Source organism: Lysobacter soli, from assembly GCF_009755585.1.
Taxonomy (GTDB): Bacteria; Pseudomonadota; Gammaproteobacteria; order Xanthomonadales; family Xanthomonadaceae; genus Lysobacter_J; species Lysobacter_J soli.
This window is the reverse complement of record NZ_CP046603.1, coordinates 2,180,653-2,200,611: the sequence shown is the minus strand read 5'-3', so window position 1 is coordinate 2,200,611 and position 19,959 is coordinate 2,180,653. Positions and strand designations below refer to the sequence as shown.

Below are 19,959 nucleotides of genomic sequence, written 5' to 3'. Positions count from 1 at the left end.
CCAACGAGGCCGATCGCACGCGGCGGCCAGCGCCGTACCGACCAGCGGTTGGCCGACGCATCGCGATCCGCGCGTTGGCCGTAATGGGTGCGCACGCGCGCATGAACCCAGGGAAGGCCGCCTCGTGGCGAACATCGCGATATTCCTGGACGGAACCTGGAACGACCCGAAGGATCGGACCAGCGTTTTCGAACTGAAGGAATGCCTGGACGTCGCCTCCAACGTCCCGGATCGCCAGCAGTGCTACTACTCCGCCGGCGTCGGCGTGAAGCGCTTCGAGAAGTTCCGCGGCGGCGCCTTCGGCATGGGATTGTCGGAGAACGTACTGCAGGCGTATCGCTGGCTCGTGAAGACCTATCGCGATGGCGACCGCATCTTCCTGTTCGGCTTCAGCCGCGGCGCCTACACCGCTCGCAGCCTGGCGGGCCTGATCGCACGATGCGGGCTGCTGCACGCACAATACGAGGAGCGTGCCGATGCGATCTACGAACGCTATCGGCTGGACAAGAAGGCCGAGCGCATCGATGAACTGGAGTACATCCGCCGCCACGACAAGCGGCCGCTGACCGCCGACGAGGAACGCCTGCTGCGTGAAAGCCGGCGTGTCGAGATCGAGATGATCGGCGTGTGGGACACGGTCGGATCGCTCGGCATTCCGTGGAGCGCGGCGCCGATCTTCGGGCCGAAGGACTACTACTTCCTCAACACGCGGCCGAGCGTGCTGTATCGCCACTGCTTCCACGCGCTGGCCATCGACGAGCATCGCGGCCCGTACCAGCCGACGTTGTGGACGCGCTTCGTGCCCGCCGGCGAACGTGCGGATGCGAAGCCGGCCCCGCCGCTCGACCGTTTCGAGCAGCGATGGTTCATCGGCGCGCATTCGAACATCGGTGGCGGCTACGGCGGCCAGGATGCGCTGCGCAATCCGCCGCTGATCTGGATGCAGGAGAAGGCGCAATCGCTGGGCCTGCGGTTCACGCGCACGTTCGAGCCAAGCGGCAACGAAGCCACCACGCAGCCGGCGAAGTCGTACGAACAATTCATGCACGGCCTGTATCGCGTCGCGACACTCGGCCGCCGCACGTGGCGGACGATCGGCGGCGACGCGACGCCCGTGAAGGGCGGCGTGTCCATCCCGATCAACGAGACGATCGACGGCTCGGTCTTCGACTGGTGCCGCGCGAACCACCAGGTGCCGAAGAACCTGGCCGACTGGGCGCAACGGAAGTCGCGGAATGCCGGGACGCTCGCCGGACTCCAGAACGCCTGACAGGAGGAATGCCCGCATGGCGACCGAACGCATCGAGAAGGCCGCGCTACGTCGATTGAACCAGCCCGACACCGTCGCGCAGGTCACCAACTCGATCAATGCGGTGCGCAACGGCGTTCCGCTGGCGGCCGAATGGGACCAGCAGCGGCTGGAAGATCGCCTGGCCGCGAAAGCGCAGTTGACGAAGACGGAATCGCGCACGATCGCGCGCACCGTGGCGCGTGGACGCGAGGCCATCGAGCGCACGACCGCGCGCGCGAGGGGCGCACGGGAGGCGATGGCGCCCGTCGCGTTGCCCCGTCCGGCCGAAGTGCCCGAGAAGATCTGGGGCAGCACGTTCGACTTCATCCAGGTGGGTTTCCTCGACCTCGGCGTGCTGACCGCGCGTGCGGTGGCGCGCGTGGCCTACCTGGACGGCCGCCCGCAGGGGTCGGGTTTCATGGTGTCCAACCGGTTGTTCCTGACCAACAACCACGTCATTCCCACGCCCGAGTCGGCGGACGCGCTGTGCATCGAGTTCGACTACCAGACCGACGCGCGCGGCAACCGCATGCCGGTGAGCCGTTTCCAGCTGGATCCCAACGCGTTCTTCCTCACCGACGAGCGCGACGACCTGGACTACACGCTGATCGCCGTCGGCGAGCGGCTGGAAGGCGCGTTCACGCTGGAGGCGTTCGGCTACTGCGCGTTGTCGTCCTCGCGCGACAAGCACGCGCTGGGTGAATTCGTGAACATCGTGCAGCACCCCGACGGACGCCTGAAAGAGCTGGTGCTGCGCGAGAACCGGCTGGTGGCGCGCGAATCGCACGTGCTGCATTACATCGCCGATACCGAACCCGGTTCGTCCGGCTCGCCGGTGTTCAACGACCAGTGGCAGGTGGTCGCGCTGCATCATTGGGGCGGCCCGTGGCGGCAGACGGTGGGCGCCGACGGCCAGCCGCTGCAGACCGACGTCAACGAAGGCATCCGCATCAGCGTGATCCTCGAAGACCTCCGGCAGAAGGGCGCGGCGCTGCCGCACATCGAACGCGACCTGCTGGAGAACGCGCTGTCGCTGGCGGAGATCAAGCCGGTTCCCGCGCCCGTCGCGAGCGCGCCGGCGACATCCGAAACGGATCATCGCGAGCCCCAGATCGATGCCGACGGGCGCGCGACGTGGCGCATTCCGCTGGAACTGTCCGTGCAGTTGCCGAACATGGCGCGCGCGTCGACGCCACCTCCGCCGCCACCGAAGCCGGAGCTTCCGCCGGCGCTCGGCCCGGAAGCATCGGGGCGTCCGGACGAGGATTACGGCCGTCGTTCCGGCTACAAGCCAAAGTTCATCCGCGGCCACGAAATTCCGTTGCCGGCGCTGTCGGACTCGATGCGTGCCCTCGCGGCGCCGAACCTGCAGGCGGAGCCCGGCGACGACGACTTCGAGCTGCGCTACCACCATTTCAGCGTCGTCATGAATGGCCAGCGACGGCTGGCGTTCTACACCGCGTGCAACATCGACGGACGCAACGCGAAGAAGATCAACCGCAAGACCGGCGACATCCGGCCGATGACACCGGCCGATGTCGGCAACGAATCGATGGAAGGCGCTGAAGGTTCGGAGACCTGGTACAAGGACGCGCGCATCGCGCTCGACCAGCAGACCAACCAGGCGCTGTACGACGCGCAGCAGGTGGCGGGATTCGGCACGCGCGATGCGGGGCGCCTCGGCCGCATCCTGCAGCGCGGGCATCTGGTGCGGCGCATGGATCCGTCGTGGGGCGACGACGCGCTCGCACTGAAGGCCGACGCCGACACGTTCCACTTCACCAACTGCGTGCCGCAACTGGGTTTCTTCAACCAGGGCAACGCGAAGGGCCTGGACCTGCCGAACTCCGGCAACGGCCGTTTGTGGCGCGCGCTCGAGGACCACGTGCTCGGCAACGCCGTCGCCGAAGACCAGCGCGTGAACTGCTTCACCGGTCCGGTGCTGGACGAGGACGATCCCGATTACCGCACGGTGCAGGTGCCGATGCGGTTCTGGAAGGTCGTGGTATGGGCGGAGAAGGGGACGCTGCGTTCACTGGCGATGCTGGCCGACCAGACCGCCGTACTGGAGGCGATCCATGCGTTGCCCGAAGGCGCGACGGACCGCGAAGCCATGGACGAGCTGGATGCCGTGCAGGATTTCCTGAGTACGGTGGATGAGATCGAGGCCCTCACGGGCCTGGACTTCGGCCAGAACGTGCGCGACGCGGACATCCGTGCCGGCGCACGCGACGAGAGGATCACCTCGCGCATCGACATCCCGCTGAATCCTGCGGCAGCGAAGAAGCGCGTTGGGCGTGCGAAAACGGCGTCGAAGAAGGCGCCCCGCCAGGCGACCCGCAAGCCGTCGCGGAAGGCCGCGTCCAAACCCGCGACGAGGGCGGATTCCAAAACGTCGCGTACGAAGAAGACTGCAACGAGCCGGGCCGTCCCGAAAACCGACCGTTCAAGGAGGTCGGCAACGAAGACGGCCCGGAAGCGTTGATGCCTGCGAGGCACTCAGGTCGTGACTCAGGTCGTGCTGTCCTCCTGGCCGCGATCGCCACTCAATGAAAGATCCGCCTGCAGCGACAGCCGCAACCAGTCGGTGACGCGCGCCACGTGCTCGTTCTCGCGGGTCAGCGCATCGGTGAACTGCGTGACCAGTTCATCGCGACCGAGCTGCGTCGCGAGCTCGATGAGCAGCTCCCACGACGCAACGTCGATGACTTCGGCGGCGAGCAGCGTCTGCAACGCCTGCGACAGCGTCGCGCGCGGATCGTTGATGGCCTGCATCAGCCCCATGCCTTGTACGCCGGCGAGGTCCGCGCACGGCGTCTGCAGCGTCGGGTCGCCGCCCAGGTCTTCGATCGCCTCGACGCACAGCGCGAAGTGGCGCGCCTCCTCATCGCGAATTTCCTCGACGAGTTCGCGCGTCATGCCTTCGGGCAACGCCGTTTCGGTGGCGAGTCGTTGCAGCATCGCGTCGTACAGGCGCGTGCCGCTGCGCTCGTAGGCGGCGCGCTCGCCGATCTTGTCTAGCAGCACGTGCAGGCGATTGCCCGACAGCGTTTCGGCGACCGTGCCCACGACGCCCTTGAGTGTCGTCGGCGGCGGCATGGAGCCGACGGGTTCGGATTCCTCCAGGTACTGTGCGCGGATGTCTTCCAGCCCGATCTCGGGCATCGGCGTGTCTTCCTGCATCGGAAGGCCCGACAGCATGGCCTCGGCCTCCATCGGCGAGGTGCGCAGCCCCGTGCGGTTCATGCCCAGCGTAATTCGATCCTGCATGGTGTCCTCCTGCGGTCAGGCCGCCTGGCGATTGAGTTCGGTGCCCGGGTTGTAGCGATAGCGTTCGGCCACGGCTTCGGTCGGCGAGCCCTCGGAATTCATGTGCGTGCGATAGCGGATCGTCTCCTCGCTCTCTTCGCCGTCGGGCATGTAGTCCGGGCCGATCGCGCGCATGTCGACCTCGGCCAGCAAGGTCTCGCGGACGAAATCGCGCTGGCTGTCGAACGGGATCGGGTCGGGCAGGCGATCGGGCAGGATCTCGGCGATATCGCGACGCTCGTGCTGCTTGAACAGTTCGGTGACGAACTTCAGGTGGCCCAGTTCGTAGTCGAGGAAGCGTTCCCAGATCGCCTTGATGCGCGGGTTGCTCTCCTGCTGCACGGCCCCGTAGTAGTTGTAGACCTCCATCGCCTCGTGCATCACCCACTGTTCGAGCCAGGTCTGCGTCGGGTCGATGATCGACTCGTACTGCGTGACGTGCTGCTCCTCGATCGATGCGATCTCGGCGTAGAGCAGGCGCGCCACCGGATCGGTGAACAGCGGCCCGATGTTCATGTAGTAATTGTGCGTCTGCTGCTCGGCCGACATGATCGTCAGCGCGTGCAGCTTCGACAGCGGATCGGCGGTGGCCTTGTCGAACGGCGTGCGCAGGTCGTCCTCGGGCGCGCGGTGTTCGACGATCGTCGGACGGCCGGGGAGGATGTCGGTGTAGCACTGCAGGATGTTGTTGGCGTCCTTGCCTTCCAGCCGGTCCAGCATCGCCGAGTAGCGATACATGTGGTCGAAGTCTTCCAGCAGGCCGTAACGGTAGGTCTGCGCGAGGTACGGATCGGGCTCGCGCTGCGCGACCGCCGCGGTGACTTCGATCGCCACCTGCTCGTAGGCGATGGTCGTCTCCAGCGGCGAATGATCCGCGCCGATGAGCCAGTTGATGCACGTAGCCTGGTGATGCTCCACGCGCCGCACTTTCGCGAGGGGAACCTGCAGTTCACGGTTCATGCGCGCGGCGGAATGCTGGAACCGCAGCGCCTCCAGCTCCAGCCCGTTCAGAAGGATGATGCGCACGCGCGTGAACGCGTCATCGTCGAGCTTGCTGATGGGCTTCTGCACGAGTTCGCGCCAGGTGAAACGCTGGCGGTCCAGCGGGCAACCCTTGATGTCGGAAAGGTCCAAGGCCATGTGTTTGTTCCTCCGTAAGTCCCGAACCAACACTCACGCAAGATCGGTGCCACGCCGCAACGCCGCGCAGGCCGCTTAAGCGCGCATCGAGGTGCATGTGCGACGAAGGAGTTGCCTTGCAGCGAAGGTCGCGTTGCGCGCTTCGGGTGCCCGCGGCACGGGCGGTGAGTGGCATGCGGTTTGCGTGGAATGGGGAAGGGCAGCGCGCCGTGCAGTCGGGCAAGGACGCAATCGCCCGCATCCGCAGGAGGGCGCGGCACCATGAAGCTCCATCATCTGAACTGCATCTCGACGTGCCCGTTGGGCGGCCGCCTCATGGACGGACGCACGACGGGCATCATCGAGCGCGGCGAACTCGCCTGCCATTGCGTCCTGATCGAAGCCGACGATGGCCTCGTGCTGGTCGATACAGGACTCGGATTGCACGACGTGCGCGACCCGCGCGGGCGACTGAGCCGGTTCTTCCTGACGCTGCTCAGTCCGGATTTCCGCGAGCAGATGACGGCCGTGCGACAGGTCACGCGTCTCGGCTTCCAGCCGCACGACGTGCGGCACATCGTGCTGACGCACCTGGACTTCGACCATGCCGGCGGCCTGGACGATTTCCCGTCCGCGCAGGTGCACATGATGGCGACGGAGCGCGGCTATGCGATGCAGCAGAAGACGTGGCTCGATCGCCAGCGCTTCCGTCCGCAGCAGTGGTCCACGCGCGCGAACTGGAACGTGTACGACGAGGCGGGCGGAGAAGACTGGTTCGGCTTCCGCAGCGTTCGCGACATGCAAGGCCTGCCCCCCGACATCCTGCTCGTGCCCCTACCGGGCCACACCTTCGGACATGCGGGCGTCGCCATCCTCTGCGCCGACGGCTGGCATCTGCTTGCGGGCGATGCGTTCTTCGACCATCGCGAGCTCGACCGGCACCCGCGCTGCACGCCCGGCCTGCGGTTCTATCAATGGATGATGGAGAAGGACCGCGCTGCGCGTTTACGGAACCAGCAGCGACTCCGCGACCTGCACCATGCGCAGGGCGCTATCAACATCTTCTGTTCGCACGACCCGGTCGAGTTCGAGCGTCTCGCGCGGCGTCCGCTGCACGCGCCCGCATCGTAGGGGCTCGTCGCCGGAAGCGGTCGCCTAAGCCGCCGCGTCCTGCTTGAACATCGCGGCGACCAGCTCCGACATGCGATACGGCTTGCGCATCAGCATCACGCCCTCGGGCGGATCCACCACGCCCGTTTCGTGTCCCGTCGTCAGCACGGCGCTGAGGCCTGGGCGAAGTTCCCGGATGGCGGCCAGCAGCTCGACGCCATCGACGCGACCCTTGAGGTCCACGTCGATGATCGCACCATCAAACTCCTGCGCTGCGACCAGCTTCAACGCCTGCGTCGCGTTCATCGCTCCGCACGCCTGCAATCCCTGCGCTTCCAGCGCCTGCGCGGTGGCCCGCGTCAGATACACGTTGTCGTCAACCACCAGCACCGATCGCTTCATCGTCTTCTCCATTCGTGAACGCAGTGTCCACGACGCGGGCGTGGGATAACGTGAAATCGTCGGCAACGTGGCGCCGGCAGGAGCATCCGGGCCCGCCATTCATGCGGTGCGATGGGTCGCGTGATTCCCCGCGGAAGCTTCACGTACCGAACCGCCGGGCAGGGGCAGACTCGTATTTCCACCGCATGGAGATTCCGCGATGACCGAGAGCCCGTCCGCTGCCGAACAGACCGTTCAGCAGATGCTCTGGGCGTTCGCAAGCCGGTCGAACGATTACGCGGTGATGCTGATGGACAACGAAGGCGTGATCACCTGGGCCAATGCGGGTGCGGAGACGATCCTTGGAGAGGCGCCGGGCGACCTCGTCAATTCACCGGTGGCGCGCTTCTTCACCCGCCCCGACGTGCGCAAGGGGATTCCGGAACACGAACTGGAGGAAGCCCGCCTGCGTGGAACCTCCGGAAACGATCGCTGGATGCTGCGCAGCGACCGTTCGAAATTCTGGGCTTCCGGGCTGACCATCAGCCTCGGAAACGACGTCGGTGCCTACACCTTCCTCAAGATCTTCCGCGACCAGACCGACGTCAGGATGCAGCTCGAGTCCGCGTTGAAGCAGTGCACCGCCACCACGCAGATCAACGAGGGGCTCACGGCGTCGATCGCGCTGCTGGCGCACGAACTGCGCAATCCACTGTCCGGAATCGGCCTGTCCGCAGCGGTGCTCGCCAGCCGCGTGAACGATCCGGTCGGCGCTCCGCAGGTCGACACCATCGTGCGCAATGTCGACATGGCCGCGCGTCTCATCGACGATCTCATGCAGCACAGCAAGGTGACGTCGAAGAGCTTCGCGCTCGATCGCAGCGACTGCAGCCTGCGGGACCTGCTGGAGCGATCGGCGCAGATCGCGCTGCGGCAGATGGACCAGGAGGGCCGCGACGTGCCCGTGCTGGTGCCGTTGGGCGACATCGACATGCACGTGGACTGCATGCGAATGCAGCAGGTCTTCGTGAACCTGATCGCCAACGCGCTGCGTTACACGCCGCTGCCCGGGCGGATATGGGTAACCGGCACCATCATCGGATCGGACGTGACGGTGCGGGTGTCGGACGAAGGCGTGGGCATCGACACCGCGCAACTCGAACAGATCTTCGACCTGTTCACGGTGCCGCAGCTGCAGGGCTCCAAGCTCGGCCTGGGCCTGGGATTGGCGCTGGTGAAGAAGATCGTGGAGATGCATTCCGGCAGCGTGCAGGCCAAGAGCGAAGGGCTCGGCAAGGGCAGCATGTTCATCGTCCGCTTTCCCGCGCACGAGTGAGGTCGCGCGCCTGACGCCTCGCTTCGTCAACGCGCGTCACTCGTCGTCCGCCATGTTCCGAAGCACCTCGATGCGGTGCCTCACGCGCTCTTCCTCCAGGCGCCACGTCGCGACGGCGGGGTCGTCCGCGTCATGGAGTTCAAGCATCATCAGCAGCACGCGATGCCGTTCGTGCAATGCCCTCAGCGCCGCCCACAGTGCGACGTCGGCTTGGCTGGCCTGGCAATCGTCGAGCGTCGTCAGCGAGAACGCGTGACCGGTGTGGCATCGGAAGCGGCACGGCCGGGAACCGTTGACCTGCCAGAGAACGCCACCGCATTCCGGACACGCGAGATCGGAGCGGGTGCCGATGTCGTCGATGCGTTCCATCGCATCCGACCGGTCCAGCGTGAGCGCATGCTCGGCACGAATCGCGCGCGGCAGGTCATCGTGTCGGGTGATCGGCACGCGCACCAGTTCCTGGAGAACCTCGGCCAGCATCGCACCCGTGGTCACGCGATCGACATCGATGCATGCAAGCGCGCTGCGGGGCATTTCCGGCTCCTTCGCGTCGTCCGGCTCCTGCACGACGGTGAGGCCGCCCGCCGCCTTGATCGCCTGCAAACCTGCGGTTCCATCGTCGAGCCGGCCACTGAGGACGACGCCGATCGTGCGCGGGCCGTAGGCGATCGCCGCCGACCGGAAGAGGGGATCGATGGCCGGCCGCGCGAAGTTCTCCTTCGGCCCCATCGTCAGCACGATTTCTCCGTCGGACACGAGCATGTGGTGATCGGGCGGCGCGATCAGGAACGTGCCGTTGGTGATCTTCTGCCCCGATACCGGATGGAACGCCCGGTGCGGCCCGGCGCTGCCGAGCAGTTCCGGCAGCACGCTGAGGTGCCGTCCGATGTGCTGCACCACCAGCACCGGTGGAAACCCTTCGGGGAGTTCCGCGGCGAGTTGCAGCAGCACGCGCAGCGCCCCGGCCGAGGCGCCGATGACGATGAGGTCGCGGTGTATGGGCGCCGATGCGTTCAACGCAGGAACTCGTGTGCGGGGTTCGAGTATCGCGTTGCGAACGTGAGATTTCGATAACGGCAATCGCGCGGCGAGGCGTCGGTCGAGCGCACGCACGCGCGTGACGGGCTCATCAGCCACCCGCATCGAGGGAGCGGTCGGTTGCGCCGCCGGAGCGGGTTCGTCAGTTGGAACCCGTCGCGGGATCGGGCGATTCAACCGGCACGCCGAAGTCTTCCAGGATCCGTGCGATCTCCGTCGCGTGTCGCTCCAGTGCACGGTCGAGCTCGCGACGAAGCTCGCGATCTTCCCGACGCACCGCGAACGAGATCTCGAACGTCATCGGCCACTGGGGGCCATCTAGCCAGGGCGTCACCGGTGCGAGTTGCAGCGAAGGAAAGCGACGCGCGAAGTAGCCCGCGGTCGGCCCCCACACCGCGGCGACATCGACGCGGCCATCGGCGACCGCCGCCACGATGTCAGACTGCGGCGCCGCATCGGCGTAGTCGCCGTACACCGTGAAGCCGCGGATGTTCGCGTACATGCCCCGGCGTGCCAGCGCGTGCGCGGGCGGCGTGTTGGCCCCGTCGTCGCCGATGAGCTGCACGCCGATGGTGGCATCGCGAAGGCGCGCATCGTCGAACGAGCTCAATCCTGCCCACCGCCCGTCGCCGCGCGCGACGAAGACGTAGCTCGCCCGGTAATACGGGCGCGTCGTCGACAGCCCTTCGATGCCGGCGGCGATGCCGGGAACCAAGTCGCACTTGCCGACGCGGATCGTGTTGCGAAGCGCGCCGCGTCGTTGCGCCCACCACGTGTAGACCAGGTCCGCGCCGAGCTCCTTCGCGACGATTTCGGCGATGCGGTTCTCGAAGCCTTCTCCCTCGCGATTCGAGAAGGGCAGGTTGTTCGGATCCGCGCAGACGCGAAGTTCCCGGGCTTCGGCGTTCGCGCAGGCGAGAAGCAACAACAGGATCGACACGTGCGATTTCATTTCGCGACCTCCACACCCCATGGTTTTCCGCCGGTGCGGATCGTCGCGAGCGGGCGGTTGCGTTCGAGATCGATCACGGTCACGTCGCCCGACAGCCCCGCGGCGGCATACAGGCGCTTGCCGTCCTTCGACAGCGCGATCGACCACGTGCGTTGCCCGACGGGGAAATAGCGCAGGATCCGCCCGGATTGCGGCTCCACCTCGGCGACCTGGTTGCCGCGACCGAGCGCGACGAACGCGCGCCGATAATCCGGCGTCAGTGCAAGACCGACGGCCTGCACGCCCATCGGCGCATCGTCGGCACGGTCGAAGTCGATCGTCCGCGCGACCCTGCGCGTCGCCATGTCGAACACCGCCACCGTCGCGCGCATCTCCGACGACACCCACAGCCATCGGCCGTCGCGCGAGAACACGGCATCGCGGGGTCGCGTGCCCACCATCACGCTGTCGACGAGCACTCGGTCGCGGGCGTCGATGAAGTGCACCAGGCTCGCGGTCTCGGACGTGCAGATCACCCACCTGCCATCGGGGCTGGTCGCCATGCCTTCGGGCTCGGCGCCGACCGCCACCTCCGCGACGATCTTCTTCGCGGCGATATCGACGAACGACACCTTCGCGTCGTCCTCGTTGGCGATGTACATCCAGCGACCGTCGGGACTCAGCGAGAACCGCTCGGGGTCGTGGCCGGACGGCAGCTGGCCGGTCACCTTGCCGCTGGCGACGTCGACCACGTCGATGCGGTTGTCGTCGCTCACGGCGACGAAGAGCGACTTGCCGTCGCTGCTCAGCTGCAGGCCTCGCGGGCGCTTGCCGGTCGGGATCGTGCGGATGTCCGTCCAGTCCGGTGCCTTGATCACGTGGAGGACGTGGGCCTGCTCGTCGGAGACGTACAGCGTTTCCGCGCGCGATATCGCCGGCAAGCACGCGAGCACGACGAGGATTCCCGCGAACCCCGAGCGCTTAAGTTCCTGCCGTTCAAGCCCGCGCGCCAGTAGCGCGATGCCAGCCGCCGCGTGCACCAGCCCGCCGGGCACCCACATCAGTAGGCCGGCGATCTGCTGGTCTTCGGCGGGACTCAGGCCGAAAGCGTCCAGCCCGAGCCGGCTGTAGCCGGCGTACCAGGGCCCGCGCGAGAGCGCCATCAATGCGCCGAGCGCGCCGCTCACCACCGATGTGAAGAACAGGCAGCCGACGGTGATGCCCAGCCGCTGCGGCCGCGCGACCAGCATCGCCCACCAGAACAGCAGCGCCGACACGACGAAGCACACGTGCTGCACGACGTGCCAGCCGCGGTGGGCGAGGGCGAGGTCGAACGCGTCGGGCGCGTGCCACAGCCACAGCACGGCCGCCTGCACGACGGTGGCGACGATGGGCGAGCTCATCACGCGCCACGGGATCGACACGCCCCGACCGCGCGCCCAGTGCGCCAGGCGCAGCCGCGTCGTGCGCGGCAGCGCCCACAACCCCATGCCGATGGGCCGCGAGAGCACCAGCAGCGGTGCGGCGACGAGCATCAGCAATTCGTGTTCGAGCATGTGCGCGGCGAAGGAGCGCTCGCCGGCCTCGTGCAGCGGACTGACGAGTGCGCCAGCCATCACCAGCCATCCCGCACCGAACAGCAGCGCCTTGGCGCGCTGATGGCGATGCGTCGACGAACGCCGCACGATGCGCACGTAGCCCGCGACGAACCACGCCAGCACCAGCAGCAACGGAATCACGATCCAGGGATCGAACGTCCAGCCGAGCTGCGGTGCGGGCTCGCCATGCGCGAACGCAGGCGGGGCGATCATCGCAACGAGAACCGAGGGCCACCGACGGATCAGGGACATGGCGGCAGCACCCACATCGCCAGCGTCTGCCAAAGCACCGCCACGGAGAACAGCGCGCACATCATCCAGCCCACGCGTGCGATGAACAGGCGCGTGTGCCGGTGCGGGTCGTCGTCATTGCCGCGCACCGACGTCCACGAGATCCACGTGCCGATACCCATCAACGCCCATGCGACCGCCGCACCGGTGACGCCCGCAGCCGGGCCGCCGAGCTCGCAGCGGAAACGCAGCATGTCCGACAGCACCTGGTGGTGCAGCGCCTCGCCGAGGATCGCCCCCGCGAACGCCGCCCACGGCGCGAACCGGCCCGATCGCGTGCTTAGAGCCATCGCGGCGTCCAGTAGATGACGACGTAGAGCGCGACCCAGCTCCAGACGATGAAGTGCCAGTACATCGCGTTGTCGGCCACGTCGGAGAACTTGCGCCCGGTCATGTCGTGGGTCCAGCTGAGCGTCGCGAGCACGCCGCTGTCGAACACATCGGTGATCGCATGGAAGGTGTGCAGCACGATCAGCGCCCAGACGATCGAGCCGTAGGCCGTGCGATCCCAGCGCACGTTCAGCGCGTCCATCTCCATTGCGCGCAACGCGAGAACGCCAAGCCCCAGCAACGTCATCAGCGTCAGGCCCCAGCGCACCGGCTGCAATCGCTCCGCCTTCGCCATGTGCGTGAGCCAGACGTTGGGAATCTCCGTGGCGACCAGCGCGCCCGTGAACACCGTCGCCCAGAAGAGTGGCGGCGGGTCGGTGGACGGCGGCCACTGCACCTCGTTGTGCATGAGGTAGTAGTACGCGCCGATCGCGAGCACGAACCCCATACCCTCGATCAGCATGAAGCCGGTCACGCCCCACCAGCTGATCGTGCCTGAGCCGAAGGCGTAATCGTCCAGCTTCGAGACATCCCCGACGATCCGCGGCTGGCGTTTCATTCGTCCGACTCCTGGCTGCGGTCGGAACGTTTCGGCCAGAACCAGATGGTGAAGGCGATCGCCGCCGGTATCGCGCCCCAGACCACGCCCCACTGGTCGAAGATCGACCACACGAACACCACCGTCAGCGCCACGGCGGACCACAGCGGCCAGATCGACGGATCCGGCATCGACCAGCGGCACAGCGGAATCGCATCGACCGGCGTGCTCAGCAGCACCTCGCGGCGGTCGTCGCGCACGCCTGCGATCACCGGAAGATCGGGGCGCGGATCGGCCTCGGCGTTCAACCACAGCGGATGGCGTCCGGTCACCACCGGCGTGTGCACGAAGTTGTAGGACGGCGGCGGCGAGGTGGTGGCCCACATCAGGTCCGGCGAACCCCAGGGATCGTCCGATGCGGGTTCGCCACGGCGCAGCGAGCGCCACACGTTGAAGACGAACACCAGCACGCTGGCCGCCATCAGGTACGAACCCAGCGTGGCGATGAAGTTGTAGACGTCCCAGCCGAGGCCCGGTTGATACGTGTATACGCGTCGCGGCATGCCGATCAGCCCGAGGTAGTGCATCGGGAAGAACGTGACGTTGAAGCCGATGAAGAAGAGCCAGAACTGCCAGCGCCCCAGCGTTTCGCCGAGCATGCGTCCGGTGATCTTGGGGAACCACAGGTACAGCGCGCCCATCAGCGGGAACACCGCGCCGCCGATCAGCACGTAATGGAAATGCGCGACGACGAAGTAGGTGTCGTGCACCTGCAGGTCCAGCGGCACCGAGGCGAGCATCACGCCAGTCAATCCACCGAGCACGAACAGCGCGAAGAAGCCCATCACGAACAGCATCGGCACGGCGTAGCGCGGCCGGCCGGTGGCGATCGTCGTGATCCAGCAGAAGATCTGGAGGCCGCTCGGCACGGCGATGAGCATGCTCGCCGCGGTGTAGAAGCTGTTGCCCACCGGCGGCAGGCCGGCCGCGAACATGTGGTGCACCCACAGGCCGAACGCGAGGAATCCGGTGGCGACCAGCGCCATCACCATCGGCGTGTACGCGAAGATCGGCCGGCGCGAGAAGGTCTCCACGATGCTGGAGATCATCCCCAGCGCAGGCATGAAGATGATGTACACCTCCGGATGTCCGAAGAACCAGAACAGGTGCTGCCACAGCAGCGGATCGCCGCCTTCGCCCGGGTTGTAGAACTGCGTTCCCACCAGCCGGTCGGTGATCAGGAACGTGCTGGCGAGCATCACCGCGGGCATCGCGAAGATCACCATGAAGCTGGTGACGAGCATCGACCAGACGAAGAGCGGGATGCGCGACAGCGTCATGCCCGGCGCGCGCATCGTCATCACGGTGGCGACGATCTCCACCGCGATGCACAGCGCCGCCACTTCGGTGAAGGTGATCATCTGCGCCCAGAAATCGGTGCGCTTTCCGGGCGAGAAGTCGGACGAGGAGAGCGGCACGTAGCCCGTCCAGCCGGCTTCCGGCCCGATGTCGAGCACGAAGGCAATGAAGATCATCACGCCGCCGAACAGGTAGACCCAGTAGCTGAAGGCGTTCAATCGCGGGAACGAGATGTTGCGCGTGCCGACCATCAGCGGCACCACGTACACCGCGACGGCTTCCATGATCGGCACCGCGAACAGGAACATCATCGCCGAGCCGTGCAGCGAGAACATCTGGTTGTACTGGTCAGGGCCGAGGAGCCGGTTCTCGGACGTTGCCAGCTGCGTGCGCATGATCAGCGCGAGCACGCCGGCGAGTGCGAAGAACACCAGCGCGGTCACGATGTAGCGATGCGCGACGCGCTTGTGGTCGACCGTGGTCAGCCATCCGATGAAGCCCGGCCTGTCTGCCCAGCTCCGCGACAGCCTGTCCACGTGCGTGCTCACTTCAGCCCCATCAGGTAATCGACGAGCGCGGACGAATCGTCCTTCGACAGCGGCACCGCCGGCATCAGGTTCCCGGGCTTGGGGTGCTGCGGATCGTCGAGCCATTTCGCCATCGCGTCGCGCTCCATCGGCAACGCGCCGGCGGCGAGCGTGCGGCGGCTTGCCAGATGCGTGAGGTCGGGTCCGACGCGGCCGCCCGCCGGCGTACCGCGCACCGTGTGGCAGGTGGCGCACGCGGTGCGGTTGAAGACTTCGGCACCGCGCAGGGCCGTCGCGCTGGAGGGCGAGGGCGCCGGCGCGAGCTGCTTCGCCGTCCACGCGCGGAACGTCGCCTCGTCTGTGACCTGCACGTCCAGCGCCATGTGCGCGTGCTGGAGGCCGCAGAATTCCGCGCACTGGCCGCGGAACGTGCCGTCGCGGCGCGGCGTGAGGAAGACCGCATTCGTGTAGCCGGGAATGAGGTCTTCCTTCCCGCTCAGCGCCGGCACCCAGAAGCTGTGGATGACGTCGCCCGATTTCAGCTCGATGCGCGCGGTGCGATCGCGCGGCAGGCGAAGTTCGTTGGCCGTCGTGAACTGTTGCGAGGGCTCCGGCGAAAGGTATTCGACCTGCCACCACCATTGCTTCGCGGTGATGCGGATTTCCAGGTCCGGCGTGCCGCCGCGAAGGCGTCGATCGGCGAGGAAGCTCACCGCGACGAACCACGTCAGCAGCCCGACCACCAGCACGACCCATGCGAACAACGCGCGTGACAGCAGCGGATCGCGCGACACGCCTTCGCGCACCGCCACGGTGCGGCGTCGCCAGATCGCCCACGCCAGCGCGCCGAGGGTGAACAGATAGATCGTGCTGCAGGTCCACACCATGATCTGCCACACGTGGTCGATGGCCGCCGACTGGTCGCCCGCAGGCGCCAGCGACGACTGCACGCCGTTGCAGCCGGCCAGCAGCAACGCGGCGACCATCGCGAGCCCGCGCATCGTCTTCATTGCGGTGGCGGCTGTTGCGCCGACGCATCGCCGGCTTCGGTCGACTGGCGGGGCAACTGTGTGAGCGGGGGCGTGGCGCTCATGCCCTCGCGGCGGCTCGGTGCCGCGGCTTTCGACACATTGCCCGACAACGCGCGCACGTAGGCGGACAGCTGCCAGGCCTGCATGTCGGTGAGCTTGCCGCGCCAGGCAGGCATGCCGTTGGGCCGTCCGTCGACGATGCTGGCGTGGATCTGGTCGATGGTGCCGCCGTAGCGCCACTGGTCGTCCATCAGCGCGGGCCCGATCGCGCCGCCGCCGTTCGCATGGCAGCCATTGCAGTTGAACGCGCGGTACCAGCGGGCGCCCTGGTTGATGTGGTACGCGTTGCGTTGGTACGCCATGCCGGCGTCGCTGACGGTCTGCGTCATCGCGGAACCTGGCTGGAAATCGGTGAGGGCAGGGCGCGGGTTCGTGCCTTCGGGCGCGCTGTGGTACGCGCGCCGCTCGCGTTCGCAGCCGGACGCCGCGATCAGCGCGAGCAGCGCCATCGCCGCCACGGCTTTCGACCACTCACTTGGGCAGCGCGAAGACATACAGCGTCCCGCCCGGTGAGGTGCGGTCCTTCAGGTCCGACAGCACGCCGCCCCAGCCGCCGGCAGCGGTGACGTCGCGCGTGTCCAGGTTCTGCACGACGATCGCCCCCGGCCAGCCGCCGATGCCCGACAGCACCGCGATGTACTGCCGGCCATCAGGGCCGCGGTAACTCACCGGTTGTCCGATGATTCCCGAGTCGGTCTTGAACTGCCAAAGCGCCTTGCCGCTGCGCGCATCGACCGCCTTGAACCAGCCGTCCATCGTGCCGTAGAAGACCAGGTCGCCCGCGGTCGCCAGCGCGCCGCTCCACACGGGCAGGTCTTCCTTCACCTGCCATGCGATCTTCCGCGTCGAGGGATTCCACGCGGTGAACGCACCGCGGTTGCCGCCCGGCCCGCCGTAGTAGCGGGCATCCGCGCCGACGTACGGCGTGCCCGCGATGTAGTTCACCTCGTTGGTCTGCCAGTCCATGCACAGGTTGTTGTGCGGGATGTAGATCAGGCCCGTGCGCCTGGAGAACGCCGACGGATTCCAGTCCTTCGCACCCGGCGCACCCGGGCAGACTTCGCGCACCACCTTGCCGGTCGCCGGTTGCTTGTCGGGATTCCAGTGCGCGCGGCCGGTCTTGAGGTCCACGCGCTCGATGGCGTTGACGTGCGAGAACGCGTCGGCCGACAACACCTGTCCCGTCGCACGGTCCATCACGTAGACGTAGCCATTGCGTTCCGGTCGCACCAGGACCTTGCGACGCTTGCCGTCGATGGTCATGTCGAGCAGCAGGGTTTCGTTGACGGCGTCGTAGTCGAACAGGTCGTGCGGACTGAACTGGTAGAACCAGCGCGCCTGCCCGTCGTCGGGATCGCGCGCGAACATGCCGGCCGTCCACTTGTTGTCGCCGGGGCGCTGCTCGGCGTTCCACGGGCCGGCGTTCCCCGTGCCGTAGTAGACGAGGTCCAGTTCGGGGTCGTAGGAAATCCAGCCCCACACGGTGCCGCCGCCGATCTTCCACGCGTCGGGCGGCCACGTCGTCCTGCCAAGGTCCTTGCCGCGATCGCTCGCGTAGAACGGCTTGAACGAGGGGCCGATCAGCACCTCGCTATCCGGCCCGGTGCTGTAGGCCTTCCACGCCTGCTTGCCGCTCGCGGCGTCCAGCGCCACCAGCCAGCCGCGCACGCCGAATTCGCCACCGGAGTTGCCGACCAGCACCTTTCCCTTCACCACCATCGGCGCCATGGTGATGGTCTCGCCCTTGTTGATGTCGGCGAGCTTCACGTCCCACAGCGGCTTTCCCGTGGTGGCGTCTAGCGCGATGGTGCGGCCGTCGAGCGTGTTGAAGATGAACCTGCCCTGCCAGAACACGGCGCCGCGATTGACCACGTCGCAACACGCGACGCCTTGCGCGGCCGGCAGCGGCTTGGGTTCGAACTTCCACTTCTGCGGCGCGCCCGGTCGCGAAAGATCGAGCGCGTACACCACATTGGGAAACGGCGTGACGATGACCATCGTGTCGCCGACCACGATGGGTGCGGCTTCCTGGCCGCGATTGTTTCCGGTGGAGAAGGTGAACTCGACGCGCAGGTTTTCGATGTTGTCGCCGCGGATCTGGTCCAGCGGGCTGTAGCGCGTGTTGGCGTAATCCAGCGTCGCCATCGGCCACTCGCCATCGCGAGGCGTTTGAGCGCCTGCCGACGCAACGATGCAGAGGGCGAGCAGAAGCAGCGTGCGAGTCGACCAACTGGACGGAGAGCGTGTTCGTTCGCAGTTCCACAACGTGCGCATCACCGACGCCATTACGGCTGCTCCGTCACGCCCGGAATGGGCGTTGCATCCGGAAACCGCTCGCGCAACGCGTCCACGCCGACCTGCGGATGTGCGAGCGGCACCAGATCCTGGCGCTGACGGCGGATGTCCTTCGTCGAGACGCCCAGGTTCCGATCACGCGCTTCGACCAGCGCCGGTTGCACTTCGCCGTCGCGATTGAACGACCACGCGAGCATCGCCGGGCCCAATGGCAGGGCATCGGCCGGCTGCGTTCCCATGCGCGAATGCCACGTGTGCCACGTCTTGCCGTAGCTGTTCATCTTCGACTTCATCAGCGCATGTTCTGCAGGCGCGGGAATCCCCGGTGCGATCAGCTGGCCGGTCAGGATCTCCGCGTTGTGCGGATGCCAGTACCGGCGTTCTTCCGCGGGAAGCTGCGCGAACACCTTCTCGGACACGATGTACTCGACACCGGTGAGGTTCGCCTGCGCGGTGTTGCCGTCGAACAGCGCGCACTGAGCGAAGTCCTCGTTGACCTGCCGGCAGAAGTGGTGCGCTTCCATCTGGTGGCTCGGCTCGTCCTTCATCGGATGGAAACCGACGAGGTGGATGTCGTGGCGTGCGAGCGGGCCGTTGTCCTGCAGCAGTGCGGCACCGGCTTCGAGGGCTTCCGTGCGCGGCTGCTTGTCGTCGCCGGGTGGGGCGACCGCCGGTGCGGTCGCGCCTCCGCACGCCGTGACCAGCGCTGCGGCGATTACGACCAGGCCCGACGCCGCTTTCCGTGCGGCATGCCTGGCATGCGCTGTTTCCATGCTTCCACCCTCGATCGTGATGACGCCGGTGAAACGAGCGGGCCGTCCCATGCGCCCCTGACACGAGGAATGCAACGCAAGTTCGATGCCACGCGGAATCGCGGACGCAGCGAGCTCGTGTGGTTCACCATCGAAGCGCGGACCTGCAGAAATTTTCCGGGCGCTGCATAAACTTCAATGCGCTCGGGTGGCGCGGAGCGCGAGCGTGCCCTGCAGTAGCGCAGCGGGCCACGATCTTCCTGCGGGCTTTGGCCTCGCGAGACTTTCCATGGGCATGCGCGAAGTCGCTGCGGCGGGCTCTTCCGTTCGTGCGCCGCGACATCGCGACTGGCACGACTGTTGCGCGCCTCATCACCATCGAGCAGACGGAATGGAAGTCCGTGCGGATCGCACGGCACACGCAATGACGCCAAGACACTTTTCGAACATCGTCCCCGACATACACCTGATGGGAGACAGCCTGCCGCCCGGCTGGCATATCGAAATCGAGACGGACGACGCCAGCGGTGGGTCGACGCTCGCGCTGGTCAGGCCGGATGGGCAACGCGTGGAGTGGCACGCCGACGCGAGTCCGGATGCGCCGGAGCTGCTGCGTGAGCTAGCGCAGGACATCATCCGCTCCGGGCGCGGCTGAGCGGGCGG

General features: G+C 66.9%; 18 protein-coding genes. 5 read left to right on the top strand and 13 right to left on the bottom strand.

Features of this window, described 5'->3' with window-relative positions:
• Positions 1-124: 124 nt before the first annotated feature.
• The gene (locus GOY17_RS09830; protein WP_157030267.1) at positions 125-1,270 is read left to right on the top strand and encodes a T6SS phospholipase effector Tle1-like catalytic domain-containing protein; all 1,146 of its coding nucleotides are present in this window, start codon (positions 125-127) and stop codon (positions 1,268-1,270) included.
• Between the two features lie 16 nt (positions 1,271-1,286).
• Positions 1,287-3,776 carry a DNA/RNA non-specific endonuclease gene (locus tag GOY17_RS09825; RefSeq protein WP_198173642.1) on the top strand — a complete coding sequence of 830 codons (2,490 nt, stop codon included), beginning with the start codon at positions 1,287-1,289 and terminating at the stop codon, positions 3,774-3,776.
• A gap of 26 nt (positions 3,777-3,802) precedes the next feature.
• Here the strand turns inward: GOY17_RS09825 and GOY17_RS09820 are convergent, their stop codons facing one another.
• Together GOY17_RS09820 and GOY17_RS09815 are read right to left on the bottom strand one after the other, a co-directional pair.
• Positions 3,803-4,561, bottom strand: a complete 759-nt coding sequence (locus GOY17_RS09820; RefSeq protein WP_157030265.1) for a ferritin-like domain-containing protein — start codon at positions 4,559-4,561, stop codon at positions 3,803-3,805.
• 15 nt (positions 4,562-4,576) lie between these two features.
• The gene (locus GOY17_RS09815) at positions 4,577-5,740 is read right to left on the bottom strand and encodes a ferritin family protein (RefSeq protein WP_157030264.1); all 1,164 of its coding nucleotides are present in this window, start codon (positions 5,738-5,740) and stop codon (positions 4,577-4,579) included.
• Positions 5,741-6,001: 261 nt separating this feature from the next.
• Between GOY17_RS09815 and GOY17_RS09810 the strand changes: the two genes are divergently transcribed.
• Positions 6,002-6,850, top strand: coding sequence for an MBL fold metallo-hydrolase (locus GOY17_RS09810; protein WP_157030263.1), 849 nt, complete (start codon positions 6,002-6,004; stop codon positions 6,848-6,850).
• A 24-nt stretch (positions 6,851-6,874) separates the two neighbouring features.
• On the opposite strand, the gene GOY17_RS09805 is transcribed toward GOY17_RS09810, so the two are convergent.
• Positions 6,875-7,231, bottom strand: a complete 357-nt coding sequence (locus tag GOY17_RS09805) for a response regulator (RefSeq protein ID WP_198173641.1) — start codon at positions 7,229-7,231, stop codon at positions 6,875-6,877.
• A 199-nt stretch (positions 7,232-7,430) separates the two neighbouring features.
• On the opposite strand from GOY17_RS09805, the gene GOY17_RS09800 reads away from it, so the two are divergent.
• Positions 7,431-8,546 (top strand): PAS domain-containing sensor histidine kinase, encoded by a 1,116-nt coding sequence (locus GOY17_RS09800; protein WP_157030261.1) that lies wholly within the window; start codon positions 7,431-7,433, stop codon positions 8,544-8,546.
• A gap of 36 nt (positions 8,547-8,582) precedes the next feature.
• Here GOY17_RS09800 and GOY17_RS09795 read toward each other — a convergent pair whose 3' ends face one another.
• The 10 genes from GOY17_RS09795 to GOY17_RS09750 form a co-directional block, all read right to left on the bottom strand.
• A complete protein-coding gene (locus GOY17_RS09795) occupies positions 8,583-9,761 on the bottom strand; it encodes a chemotaxis protein CheB (protein WP_157030260.1) in 1,179 nt (392 codons plus the stop codon).
• A complete protein-coding gene (locus tag GOY17_RS09790; protein WP_198173640.1) occupies positions 9,727-10,536 on the bottom strand; it encodes a quinoprotein dehydrogenase-associated putative ABC transporter substrate-binding protein in 810 nt (269 codons plus the stop codon). The genes GOY17_RS09795 and GOY17_RS09790 overlap by 35 nt, the downstream gene beginning before the upstream one ends.
• Positions 10,533-12,326, bottom strand: a complete 1,794-nt coding sequence (locus GOY17_RS09785; protein WP_198173639.1) for a PQQ-dependent catabolism-associated beta-propeller protein — start codon at positions 12,324-12,326, stop codon at positions 10,533-10,535. Before GOY17_RS09785 ends, GOY17_RS09790 begins: the two co-directional genes overlap by 4 nt.
• A gap of 29 nt (positions 12,327-12,355) precedes the next feature.
• Positions 12,356-12,694: a hypothetical protein gene (locus tag GOY17_RS09780; RefSeq protein WP_157030257.1), complete on the bottom strand. Its 339-nt coding sequence runs from the start codon at positions 12,692-12,694 to the stop codon at positions 12,356-12,358.
• Positions 12,685-13,293 (bottom strand): cytochrome c oxidase subunit 3 family protein, encoded by a 609-nt coding sequence (locus tag GOY17_RS09775; protein ID WP_157030256.1) that lies wholly within the window; start codon positions 13,291-13,293, stop codon positions 12,685-12,687. Before GOY17_RS09775 ends, GOY17_RS09780 begins: the two co-directional genes overlap by 10 nt.
• Entirely contained in the window at positions 13,290-15,179 is a 1,890-nt protein-coding gene (gene ctaD, locus GOY17_RS09770) for a cytochrome c oxidase subunit I (RefSeq protein WP_198173638.1), read from the bottom strand. The genes GOY17_RS09775 and ctaD overlap by 4 nt, the downstream gene beginning before the upstream one ends.
• A complete protein-coding gene (coxB, locus tag GOY17_RS09765) occupies positions 15,176-16,168 on the bottom strand; it encodes a cytochrome c oxidase subunit II (protein WP_157030254.1) in 993 nt (330 codons plus the stop codon). Before coxB ends, ctaD begins: the two co-directional genes overlap by 4 nt.
• On the bottom strand, positions 16,165-16,743 hold the full coding sequence (locus GOY17_RS09760; protein ID WP_157030253.1) for a c-type cytochrome: 579 nt from the start codon (positions 16,741-16,743) through the stop codon (positions 16,165-16,167). The genes coxB and GOY17_RS09760 overlap by 4 nt, the downstream gene beginning before the upstream one ends.
• Complete coding sequence (locus GOY17_RS09755) at positions 16,721-18,394, bottom strand: methanol/ethanol family PQQ-dependent dehydrogenase (RefSeq protein WP_198173637.1); 1,674 nt, start codon at positions 18,392-18,394, stop codon at positions 16,721-16,723. Before GOY17_RS09755 ends, GOY17_RS09760 begins: the two co-directional genes overlap by 23 nt.
• 140 nt (positions 18,395-18,534) lie before the next feature.
• Positions 18,535-19,317, bottom strand: a complete 783-nt coding sequence (locus GOY17_RS09750; RefSeq protein ID WP_157030251.1) for an OBAP family protein — start codon at positions 19,315-19,317, stop codon at positions 18,535-18,537.
• A gap of 370 nt (positions 19,318-19,687) precedes the next feature.
• Here GOY17_RS09750 and GOY17_RS09745 point away from each other — a divergent pair, with 370 nt between their 5' ends.
• Positions 19,688-19,951, top strand: coding sequence for a hypothetical protein (locus GOY17_RS09745; protein WP_157030250.1), 264 nt, complete (start codon positions 19,688-19,690; stop codon positions 19,949-19,951).
• Positions 19,952-19,959: the final 8 nt, after the last annotated feature.